10 protein-coding genes, 1 tRNA gene, 1 rRNA gene, 1 other RNA gene and 2 pseudogenes are annotated in these 9893 nt (G+C 39.1%); all 15 read left to right on the plus strand.

Annotated elements, in window-relative coordinates:
* Positions 1-10: 10 nt before the first annotated feature.
* The 15 genes and pseudogenes from rrf (at position 11) to QM911_RS09445 (ending at position 9714) form a co-directional block, all read left to right on the plus strand.
* Positions 11-126 (plus strand): 5S ribosomal RNA (rrf, locus tag QM911_RS09375).
* Between the two features lie 5 nt (positions 127-131).
* Positions 132-205: transfer RNA gene (locus QM911_RS09380), tRNA-Asn, on the plus strand.
* Positions 206-845: 640 nt separating this feature from the next.
* A complete protein-coding gene (gene comW / locus QM911_RS09385; RefSeq protein WP_049503840.1) occupies positions 846-1082 on the plus strand; it encodes a sigma(X)-activator ComW in 237 nt (78 codons plus the stop codon).
* 231 nt (positions 1083-1313) lie between these two features.
* Positions 1314-2600 carry an adenylosuccinate synthase gene (locus QM911_RS09390; protein ID WP_025171244.1) on the plus strand — a complete coding sequence of 429 codons (1287 nt, stop codon included), beginning with the start codon at positions 1314-1316 and terminating at the stop codon, positions 2598-2600.
* 332 nt (positions 2601-2932) lie between these two features.
* Positions 2933-3400: a tRNA adenosine(34) deaminase TadA gene (gene tadA / locus QM911_RS09395; protein ID WP_049509164.1), complete on the plus strand. Its 468-nt coding sequence runs from the start codon at positions 2933-2935 to the stop codon at positions 3398-3400.
* Between the two features lie 32 nt (positions 3401-3432).
* Positions 3433-3530: signal recognition particle sRNA small type (gene ffs, locus QM911_RS09400), an RNA gene on the plus strand.
* A gap of 213 nt (positions 3531-3743) precedes the next feature.
* On the plus strand, positions 3744-4187 hold the full coding sequence (locus tag QM911_RS09405) for a dUTP diphosphatase (RefSeq protein WP_000701987.1): 444 nt from the start codon (positions 3744-3746) through the stop codon (positions 4185-4187).
* 1 nt (position 4188) lies between these two features.
* Positions 4189-4728, plus strand: coding sequence for a histidine phosphatase family protein (locus QM911_RS09410; protein ID WP_049509165.1), 540 nt, complete (start codon positions 4189-4191; stop codon positions 4726-4728).
* Between the two features lie 10 nt (positions 4729-4738).
* Positions 4739-4900, plus strand: a pseudogene (locus QM911_RS09415) (DNA repair protein RadA); the annotation flags it as partial.
* Positions 4896-5198: pseudogene (locus QM911_RS09420) on the plus strand (isochorismatase family protein); the annotation flags it as partial. The pseudogenes QM911_RS09415 and QM911_RS09420, both read left to right, overlap by 5 nt.
* 18 nt (positions 5199-5216) lie before the next feature.
* Positions 5217-5732 carry a histidine phosphatase family protein gene (locus tag QM911_RS09425; protein ID WP_049509166.1) on the plus strand — a complete coding sequence of 172 codons (516 nt, stop codon included), beginning with the start codon at positions 5217-5219 and terminating at the stop codon, positions 5730-5732.
* A 10-nt stretch (positions 5733-5742) separates the two neighbouring features.
* Complete coding sequence (gene radA / locus QM911_RS09430) at positions 5743-7107, plus strand: DNA repair protein RadA (RefSeq protein WP_373115590.1); 1365 nt, start codon at positions 5743-5745, stop codon at positions 7105-7107.
* 71 nt (positions 7108-7178) lie between these two features.
* Complete coding sequence (locus tag QM911_RS09435; RefSeq protein WP_000672725.1) at positions 7179-7874, plus strand: TIGR00266 family protein; 696 nt, start codon at positions 7179-7181, stop codon at positions 7872-7874.
* Between the two features lie 160 nt (positions 7875-8034).
* Complete coding sequence (locus QM911_RS09440) at positions 8035-8529, plus strand: beta-class carbonic anhydrase (protein WP_414267699.1); 495 nt, start codon at positions 8035-8037, stop codon at positions 8527-8529.
* A gap of 216 nt (positions 8530-8745) precedes the next feature.
* The gene (locus QM911_RS09445) at positions 8746-9714 is read left to right on the plus strand and encodes a ribose-phosphate diphosphokinase (protein WP_414313835.1); all 969 of its coding nucleotides are present in this window, start codon (positions 8746-8748) and stop codon (positions 9712-9714) included.
* Positions 9715-9893: the final 179 nt, after the last annotated feature.

The following is a 9893-nucleotide window of genomic DNA, read 5'->3' on the forward strand; positions in this document are numbered from 1 at the left end:
TTACTCAAAGTTAAGTGACGATAGCCTAGGAGATACACCTGTACCCATGCCGAACACAGAAGTTAAGCCCTAGAACGCCGGAAGTAGTTGGGGGTTGCCCCCTGTGAGATAAGGAAGTCGCTTAGCTTTAATCCGCCATAGCTCAGTTGGTAGTAGCGCATGACTGTTAATCATGATGTCGTAGGTTCGAGTCCTACTGGCGGAGTATGTAAACGTTCTAAGGAACGTTTTTTTATTTATCTTTCAGAGGTCATCTTGATCCTTTTTTTATTTAGCTCTTTATTAATATTTAATATCTTTTATAAGTTTGTTATATTTGATTCTTTTATTTTAAGTAATTTTGTAGTATATTTATTTGTAGTATATTTAATAGATTTCACACTCATTTAAAATCAAATAGTGTAGAAATTTCAATGTTTAAACATATATGTCTTAGTTTTTATTAAAAACTTTTTCGTTGACTTATTAGAATACGGTAAGTCCATCAATCGGATGATAAGTTTTCAAGTTTATACTTTGAACATGATATTTCTTAAGCAGGTTATTAATAAAAAGTGCTCTGTGATTTTAATTGAGTATCAGAAGTAAATCTTTAATGGATTGTGAGGGGTTGTTTTTTTGTTCTTATGATTCTTTTTCAATTAAGTTAGCTCCCATATTTTCTACAATGATTTTTCCTATAGTTCTTTTTTATTTTGAAATGTATTTTTATATATCTGTTCTGTCAATTTTCTGTAACTGTTATTAATTTTACTATTCACAATAGGACATGATAGAAGTATTCTCCCAGCTTCTTCTATTTTTTTGTTATACTCATTTTATCAATAGAAATGGAGTCAAATAAAATGATTGAACAGATTTATGAACAATATCTTGATTTTTATGATGTTATTGAAAAGGAATATAGTTATTTAGTAGATAATGATTTAGAATGGGAAGTTTTTCATCTTCGATTTTTACTATATTATTTAGTTCGGTACAAGCTTGATATTATGCATCCTTTATTTTCTTACCACTATAGAGCTTGCTACCGTTTGTACATTGAACAGTTATTGATTTCAAATGACTGGGTTGGGGGATAATTTATAATTTTCATATTTCCGAACGATTTTATAGTTTTTTCTTTTCATAATATAAATTTACAATATTTTTTTAATATTAATTTTCTAATTTTCTTTAATTCCCTAATGTTTCTGGTCTTTGGTCTTGAAAAAATTGAGAATCTTTATTATAATAAATTGTAAGATATAATTGCAGGTGAGATTCCTGCCATGTATGTGAGAAAGGAAGAGCCTAAGGGCTCAGACAAGATTATGACTTCAGTTGTTGTTGTAGGTACCCAGTGGGGTGATGAAGGTAAAGGGAAGATTACAGACTTCCTTTCAGCTAATGCAGAAGTGATTGCACGTTACCAAGGTGGCGATAATGCTGGTCACACAATTGTGATCGATGGAAAGAAATTTAAGTTGCACTTGATTCCTTCTGGAATTTTCTTCCCTGAAAAAATTTCTGTCATTGGGAATGGGATGGTTGTAAATCCTAAGTCACTTGTGAAAGAGTTGAGCTATCTTCATGATGAAGGTGTTACAACAGATAATCTACGTATTTCTGATCGTGCGCATGTTATTTTGCCGTACCACATCGAGTTAGACCGTTTGCAAGAAGAAGCTAAGGGTGAAAATAAAATTGGTACTACTATCAAGGGTATCGGACCAGCTTATATGGATAAGGCTGCTCGTGTTGGAATCCGTATCGCAGATCTTTTGGATAAAGAGATTTTCCGTGAACGTTTAGAACGCAATCTTGCTGAGAAAAATCGTCAATTTGTAAAATTGTATGATAGCGAACCTATTTCATTTGATGATATTTTTGAAGAATATTATGAGTATGGCCAACAAATCAAGCAATATGTAACAGATACTTCTGTTATCTTGAATGATGCACTTGATAATGGCAAACGTGTTCTTTTTGAAGGTGCACAAGGGGTCATGTTAGATATTGACCAAGGAACTTATCCGTTTGTTACTTCTTCAAACCCTGTTGCTGGTGGTGTGACAATTGGTTCTGGTGTTGGTCCAAGCAAGATTGACAAGGTTGTAGGTGTATGTAAAGCTTATACAAGTCGTGTTGGTGATGGTCCATTCCCAACTGAATTGTTTGATGAAGTGGGAGAACGCATTCGTGAAGTAGGTCATGAGTATGGTACTACAACAGGTCGTCCACGTCGTGTAGGTTGGTTTGACTCAGTTGTGATGCGTCATAGTCGCCGTGTTTCTGGCATTACAAATTTATCTTTGAACTCTATCGATGTTTTGAGTGGTTTGGATACAGTTAAAATCTGTGTTGCTTATGATCTTGACGGTCAACGCATTGACTACTATCCAGCTAGTCTTGAACAATTGAAACGTTGTAAACCTATTTATGAAGAATTACCAGGTTGGTCAGAAGATATCACTGGAGTACGTACTTTGGAAGATCTTCCTGAAAATGCACGTAACTATGTTCGTCGTGTTAGCGAATTGGTTGGCGTTCGTATCTCTACTTTCTCAGTAGGTCCTGGTCGTGAACAAACAAATATTTTAGAAAGTGTTTGGTCATAAGAGATTTTTTAAGATTTGTTTAAGATAGTTCAGCTATACTATAGACAGTTACAAGAAGACCTCCTAACTTGTTGTAACAAATATCCTAAACTTTTCTTTTTCATAATAATCTCCCTATAAAGTCACCGCATTCGGTGGCTTTTTTTATGTAGTGAAACATGGTATAATGATAAAATTGATGATAGTCAGTGAAAATTAAAGAGTAAATTAGTTATGAATCGATAAAAATATTATTTTGAAGTTGCAGATGTTAGTATTACATTAATGCTAAGGGAATTCTGATATATTTGGAAGAGATTTTAAAAGATAATAAGCAGGAAAAGAGAGAAGCTATGGATTATACAGTTGAAGAAAAAGAAGCATTTATGAGAGAGGCCTTAAAGGAGGCAGAGATTGCTTTAGAGAATGATGAAATCCCGATTGGTTGTGTGATTGTCAAGGATGGGAAAATCATCGGGAGAGGTCATAATGCGCGCGAGGAATTGCAACGTGCAGTCATGCATGCGGAAATTATGGCCATAGAGAATGCTAATTTGAGGGAAGAGAGTTGGCGTTTACTCGACTGCACACTTTTTGTGACTATTGAGCCTTGTGTGATGTGCAGCGGGGCGATTGGGCTTGCTCGTATCCCTAAGGTAGTTTATGGGGCTAAAAATCAGAAATTTGGTGCAGCTGGAAGTCTGTATGATATCTTGACAGACGAGCGTCTTAATCATCGTGTGGATGTTGAGACGGGGATTTTAGAGAGTGAATGTGCAGGTATTATGCAGGAATTTTTTAGAAATCGACGGAAAAAATAATTTCTCTTTTAAAATCTTTGGGAATGTGGTATAATAACTAATGGAGCAACAGTTCTGCGTGAAGCGGGTCAGGGGAGGAATCCAGCAGCCCTAAGCGAAGTGAATTGTGTGCTCTTTTTTTGTGCTTTAAAGAAAATAGTTTAAGTGTGGCTAAATAGGAATGAGTTTGTTAATAAAAGGGAAAATAAGGGACATTTGAAATATCTTTAAATTTTTTTGTATGATTTTATTGTTTGCTTTTTGATAGGACACTTTTCTTTATTTTATATAGAAGATTTTTCGTGCTTTTTTCGAATAAATAAGATAAAATAGCCTAGAATAAAAGATTAAAAAGAGGGAAAATATGAAAATTCGTGGTTTTGAATTAGTTTCTAGTTTTACAGATGAAAATTTATTGCCGAAGCGCGAGACAGCGCATGCGGCTGGTTATGATTTAAAGGTTGCGGTGCGTACGGTCATTGCTCCAGGTGAGATTGTCCTTGTTCCAACAGGGGTTAAGGCCTATATGCAACCGACTGAGGTTCTCTACCTCTATGATCGTTCTTCAAACCCTCGTAAGAAGGGCTTGGTTTTGATTAACTCTGTGGGTGTCATTGATGGAGATTATTATGGTAACCCAGGAAATGAAGGACATATTTTTGCTCAGATGAAGAATATCACAGACCAAGAGGTTGTTCTTGAAGTTGGGGAACGTGTGGTTCAGGCTGTCTTTGCTCCATTTTTGATTGCGGATGGCGATGCGGCAGATGGCGTGCGGACTGGTGGATTTGGATCAACTGGGCACTAAGATGAAGATTATCTTTGTACGTCATGGGGAGCCAGATTATAGTATGCTTGATAAACTTGAAAATCCGCAACTCTATAGTGGTTTTGGTCGTGATTTAGCACCATTGACAGGAAAAGGTCGCAGTCTGGCAAAAGAAGCTGCTAAAACTGCATGTTTTGGAAAGGCAGAGATTATTATTTCATCGTCTGTGACGAGGGCTTTAGAAACAGCACATTATATAGCAGTTGAAACAGGATTGGACTTATTTGTGGAGCCGTTTTTTCATGAGTGGCGTCCAGACTTAGATGGCACTAACTCTGATTTAACTAGTGTATTGGTAGCTCATGAATATTATCTAAAACATCAAGGAGGTTTATCTGAAGATTCTCCCTATCGCTATGAAACTGATCTAGAGATGCGTCATCGTTTTTTAAGAGCTTTGGAAAAGTATAAAAATTATAAAACTATTATCATTGTAACTCACGGAATGCTCATGCGCCAGTTTGTGCCAAATGATAAGATTGATTTTTGCCAAGTGATTGAATGTGAGATAGAGATATAGAAAGAGGTTTATTATCGCAAAGAAAAAGGCGACATTTGTGTGTCAAAATTGTGAGTATAATTCCCCTAAGTATTTAGGGCGCTGTCCAAACTGTGGGTCTTGGTCTTCTTTTGTTGAGGAGGTTGAGGTTGCAGAGGTCAAGAATGCGCGTGTGTCCTTGACGGGGGAGAAAAGACAGAAAGAAGAAATTTGCGACCGGCTTGCTGCTTGTATCTTCTCGTATCTTTGAGAAGCGTCGGGCTTCTTGCTTTACTAATCTAGATTTAAAAGATTTTTTAGAGGAAAACGGTGCTAAAAGCATAGAGTTTATAGGGGTAGATGGCAATGGCTGTGTTAAGGCTTCCGTTTTGGCAGCTACCAAGGAGAATTATCAGGTTTCTGTCGATTTGTCTGCTGTCGGAGTTGCCAACCAGAAGAAATTCTCTAAAACACTGAAGCAGTGGCAAGATTGCGGAATCAAGATTGGATAGTTTTATGGGGATCTTAATATGAAAATTATTTTTGTCCGTCACGGGGAACCAGATTACCGTGAGTTAGAGGAGCGTTCCTATACTGGATTCGGGATGGATTTGGCGCCCTTATCAGAGGAGGGAAGACAGCAAGCTCAGGAACTGAGCGAACATTCTTTGCTACACTCAGCTGATCTACTAGTTTCTTCTGCAGTCACAAGAGCTTTAGAGACTGCTAGCTATGTGGCTCGTGCTACTGGACTTCCTTTGAGAGTGGAGCCATTATTGCATGAATGGCGAGTCTATGAAAGTGGAGTAGAGAATTTTGAAAAAGCTCGTACTCTGTTTCTAGGAAATAATGGATTCTTACCTTCTAATAGTCCTATTCAATATGAGACAGCTGAGGAAATGAGGTCTCGGTTTCTAGAATCTATGGGCAAGTATCGAGACTATCAGACAGTCGTTGTTGTCACTCATCGAATGCTCATGCGTCAATTTGTACCGAATGAAACCATTGATTTTTGCCAAGTGATTGAGTGTGAGATAGAGATTTAGAAAGAGGTTTATCATCGCAAAGAAAAAAGCGACATTTATATGTCAAAATTGTGGGTATAATTCCCCTAAATATCTAGGACGTTGTCCAAACTGTGGGTCTTGGTCTTCTTTTGTAGAAGAGGTCGAGGTTGCAGAAGTCAAGAATGCGCGTGTGTCCTTAACAGGTGAGAAAACCAAGCCCATGAAACTGGCTGAAGTGACCTCCATCAATGTCAATAGAACCAAGACAGAGATGGAGGAGTTTAACCGAGTTCTTGGTGGAGGTGTGGTACCAGGAAGTCTTGTCCTTATCGGTGGGGATCCTGGGATTGGGAAATCAACCCTGCTCTTACAAGTCTCAACCCAGCTGTCTCAAGTGGGGACAGTTCTCTATGTCAGTGGGGAGGAATCTGCCCAGCAAATCAAACTCCGTGCAGAGCGTTTAGGTGATATTGATAGTGAGTTTTATCTCTACGCAGAGACTAATATGCAGAGTGTTCGCACAGAGGTGGAGCGCATCCAGCCAGACTTCCTCATTATTGACTCCATCCAGACTATCATGTCTCCTGAGATTTCTGGAGTTCAGGGTTCTGTTTCCCAGGTACGTGAGGTGACGGCCGAGCTCATGCAGCTGGCCAAGACCAATAACATTGCCATCTTTATTGTCGGGCATGTGACCAAGGAAGGAACCTTGGCTGGGCCTCGGATGTTGGAGCATATGGTGGATACGGTGCTTTACTTTGAAGGGGAACGCCACCATACCTTCCGTATCTTGAGAGCGGTCAAAAACCGTTTTGGTTCGACAAATGAAATTGGGATTTTTGAGATGCAGTCAGGTGGCTTGGTTGAGGTTCTCAATCCGAGTCAAGTTTTCCTAGAAGAACGTTTAGATGGAGCAACTGGTTCGTCCATCGTGGTGACTATGGAAGGAACCCGTCCTATTCTTGCGGAGGTTCAAGCCTTGGTAACACCGACTATGTTTGGTAATGCCAAGCGGACTACAACAGGCCTTGATTTCAATCGTGCTAGCTTGATTATGGCTGTTTTGGAGAAACGTGCAGGGCTTCTTTTACAAAATCAGGATGCCTATCTCAAATCTGCTGGTGGTGTCAAATTGGATGAACCTGCTATTGACCTGGCTGTTGCGGTTGCCATTGCGTCAAGCTACAAGGACAAGCCAACCAATCCTCAGGAATGTTTTGTGGGAGAGTTGGGTTTGACTGGAGAGATTCGGCGCGTAAATCGTATTGAGCAGCGCATCAATGAGGCTGCTAAGCTTGGATTTACAAAAATCTATGTACCGAAAAATTCCTTGACTGGAATCAAACCGCCTAAGGAAATTCAGGTGATTGGAGTGACAACTATCGGAGAAGTCTTGAAAAAAGTATTCTCCTAATAGTTGTACTCAGTTTTATATTGCAAAACACTTTATAGCCAATATTTATTAAAAACAAGGAGGAATTTCTGATGAAATTTTCTATGGACAGTCATATGCAATTTCCTTTGGTAGAGTTGTCACTCAATCAAGGAGAAACCGTCTATATCCAGCGCGGTAGCATGGTCTACCATACACCTAATGTCAGCCTCAATACTCAGCTCAATGCTAGTGGTTCTGGTTTGGGGCGTTTTGTCAAAGCTGTGGGACGTTCTATGGTTTCTGGCGAAAGTACCTTCATTACTCAAGCAGTTGCAGAGTCTGACAACGGCAACCTTGCTTTAGCACCAGATACTCCTGGTCAAGTGATTGCTCTCGAGCTAGGAGAAAAGCAATATCGATTGAATGATGGAGCCTTTCTAGCTCTTGATGGTACAGCTTTCTATACAATGGAGCGCCAATCTATTGGGAAAGCTCTGTTCGGAGGGCAAGGCGGTCTCTTTGTGATGACAACTCAAGGTCAGGGAACGCTTTTGGCTAATGCTTTTGGATCTATTAAGAAAATTGAGCTTCAAAACCAAGAAATAACTATTGACAATGCCCATGTGGTGGCTTGGAGTCAATCTTTGGACTATCATATCCACTTAGAAAATGGTTTCTGGCAATCTATTGGTACAGGCGAAGGAGTGGTGAATACCTTCCGAGGTACTGGTGAGGTTTATGTACAAAGTCTCAATCTTCAAAGCTTTGCAGGCTCTCTCAACAAGTATATCCAAAAAGAATCATAACAATAAAAACTAGGATAGGGACCTAAGCTAGATGCTAGAAGTCTCTGTTCTAGTTTTTTTATATGGAAGTTGAAAACTGACAAGACAAAGAAAAGATGGTAAGATAGAAGATAAATAATTTGGTTTTCAAATTATCTTAAAAGTAAGAAAGTGTGTTGTCATGTCGTATTTTGAACAGTTTATGCAAGCCAACCAGGCTTATGTTGCCCTGCATGGGCAGTTAAATCTGCCAATCAAGCCGAAAACAAGAGTAGCCATTGTGACTTGTATGGACTCACGTTTGCACGTTGCACAAGCTTTGGGGCTAGCACTTGGAGATGCTCACATTTTACGGAATGCGGGTGGTCGAGTGACAGACGATATGATTCGCTCACTCGTGATTTCCCAGCAACAAATGGGAACAAGAGAGATTGTGGTTCTTCATCATACAGACTGTGGTGCTCAAACATTTCAAAACGAAGAGTTTCAAGAACATTTAAAAACAGAATTAGGGGTTGATGTCTCGAATCAAGATTTTCTCCCTTTTCAAGATGTTGAGGAGAGTGTTCGTGAGGATATGCAGTTACTTCGAGAATGCCCATTGATTCCAGATGATGTAGTTATTTCAGGGGCTGTTTATGACGTGGATACAGGTAGTATGAGAGAGGTATACTAACTTTTCTTTTGTGAGTTCCTATCTTCCTATGAGATAGAATGTCTAAGTTGTCACATTTTTGCTTGAATATAGGGAATATAAATGAGCACAAGGCAAGGGGATAAATGTCCACTCTTGTCTTATTTTTTATTGAAAAATAGAGAAAAAAGCGCTACAATGGTAGTTGGAAAAATGTTGTGAAAAAACACAAGTGATACATAAATACTGGAGGAAATCATGTCTTTTTCTGATTTAAAGCTGTTTGCCCTTTCTTCAAATAGAGAATTGGCAGAGCGTGTGGCGCAAGAGATTGGGATAGAGTTGGGAAAATCAACCGTACGTCAATTTTCAGATGGAGAAATTCAAGTTAATATCGAAGAATCAATCCGTGGAAAACACGTCTTTATCTTACAATCAACTAGCTCACCTGTAAATGACAATCTGCTAGAAATTTTGATTATGGTAGATGCTTTGAAACGTGCCAGTGCAGAATCTGTCAACGTTGTTATGCCTTACTATGGTTATGCACGTCAGGATAGAAAGGCTAGAGCGCGTGAGCCAATCACTTCAAAACTTGTAGCAAATATGCTAGAAGTGGCTGGAGTGGATCGTTTGTTGACGATTGACTTGCACGCTGCGCAGATTCAGGGATTCTTTGATATTCCTGTTGATCACTTGATGGGTGCTCCTTTGATTGCAGACTATTTTGAGCGTCGTGGCATGGTTGGTTCTGACTATGTGGTTGTCAGCCCAGACCATGGTGGGGTGACTCGTGCTCGTAAATTGGCAGAGTTTTTGAAAACTCCAATTGCTATTATTGACAAACGTCGTAGCGTAGACAAGATGAATACCAGTGAAGTGATGAACATCATTGGTAAGGTAGAAGGCAAGACTTGTATCTTGATTGACGATATGATCGATACAGCTGGTACAATCTGTCATGCAGCAGATGCTCTTGCTGAAGCTGGTGCTGTCGAAGTTTACGCAAGCTGTACGCACCCAGTTCTTTCAGGGCCTGCTATGGATAATATCCAAAAATCAGCTATTAAAAAATTGGTTGTTTTGGATACTATCTACCTACCAGAAGAGCGTTTGATTGATAAGATCGAGCAAATCTCTATCGCTCATCTTTTGGCAGATGCTATCATTCGTATCCATGAAAAACGTCCTCTATCTCCATTATTTAGTATTGAGAAAAGAATCTAACGAATTCGTTGGATCAGACAAAACTCCTAACAAAGTGATAGGCCTTGTTGAATTATACTCAATTATTTTCAAAAAGCAACCTCGTCCATTGTCTGCTGACAGTTGACTTTAAAACATTTTTTTCCAGTCCTAGAATAACTTCTTGAAGCTTATCAATGACAGCTTCCAATGTTTGGAAA

Origin of the sequence: Streptococcus infantis (genome assembly GCF_047460825.1) — a bacterium.
GTDB classification, from domain to species: domain Bacteria; phylum Bacillota; class Bacilli; order Lactobacillales; family Streptococcaceae; genus Streptococcus; species Streptococcus infantis_V.

Bases quoted from the DNA above. Each gene is read 5' to 3' on its own strand.
- comW (WP_049503840.1), top strand. From the start codon at position 846: ATGATTGAACAGATTTATGAACAATATCTTGATTTTTATGATGTTATT.
- QM911_RS09390 (WP_025171244.1), top strand. From the start codon at position 1,314: ATGACTTCAGTTGTTGTTGTAGGTACCCAGTGGGGTGATGAAGGTAAA.
- tadA (WP_049509164.1), top strand. From the start codon at position 2,933: ATGGATTATACAGTTGAAGAAAAAGAAGCATTTATGAGAGAGGCCTTA.
- QM911_RS09405 (WP_000701987.1), top strand. From the start codon at position 3,744: ATGAAAATTCGTGGTTTTGAATTAGTTTCTAGTTTTACAGATGAAAAT.
- QM911_RS09410 (WP_049509165.1), top strand. From the start codon at position 4,189: ATGAAGATTATCTTTGTACGTCATGGGGAGCCAGATTATAGTATGCTT.
- QM911_RS09425 (WP_049509166.1), top strand. From the start codon at position 5,217: ATGAAAATTATTTTTGTCCGTCACGGGGAACCAGATTACCGTGAGTTA.
- QM911_RS09435 (WP_000672725.1), top strand. From the start codon at position 7,179: ATGAAATTTTCTATGGACAGTCATATGCAATTTCCTTTGGTAGAGTTG.
- QM911_RS09440 (WP_414267699.1), top strand. From the start codon at position 8,035: ATGTCGTATTTTGAACAGTTTATGCAAGCCAACCAGGCTTATGTTGCC.
- QM911_RS09445 (WP_414313835.1), top strand. From the start codon at position 8,746: ATGTCTTTTTCTGATTTAAAGCTGTTTGCCCTTTCTTCAAATAGAGAA.